1 protein-coding gene is annotated in these 270 nt (G+C 57.4%); it reads left to right on the top strand.

The annotated features are described in order from the left end of the window. A partial coding sequence (locus E1189_RS22990) for a hypothetical protein (RefSeq protein ID WP_196221018.1) occupies positions 1-193 on the top strand: 193 nt, incomplete at its 5' end. Positions 194-270: the final 77 nt, after the last annotated feature.

The raw sequence follows: 270 nt of genomic DNA, 5'->3' as shown, positions 1-270 counted from the left end.
GACTGACCGAATCGAAGGTGGCGCCACAGGAACAGGTACTGTTCCGCGTTCCCTTGCAACAGGGGTCGCGGCTGCCCCGGCGGTGAGATTTAAGCAAGTTGACCGTATCGAAGGTGGTGCCGCATGGGCAGGTAGTGTTCTGCTTTTTCTTGCATCGGGCGTCTCTGCTACTCTGGCGGTGAGAGTTAAGTAAGCTGGCCGAATCGAAGGTGACACCGCAGGAACAGGTGGTATTCCACTTTCCTTTGCACTGGGCCTCTCGGCTGCACA

It is taken from the genome of Parendozoicomonas verongulae (assembly GCF_009711465.1).
Lineage (GTDB): Bacteria > Pseudomonadota > Gammaproteobacteria > Pseudomonadales > Endozoicomonadaceae > Sansalvadorimonas > Sansalvadorimonas verongulae.
The sequence above is the reverse complement of the archived record's forward strand: the minus strand, read 5'-3'. Positions and strand labels throughout refer to the sequence as shown.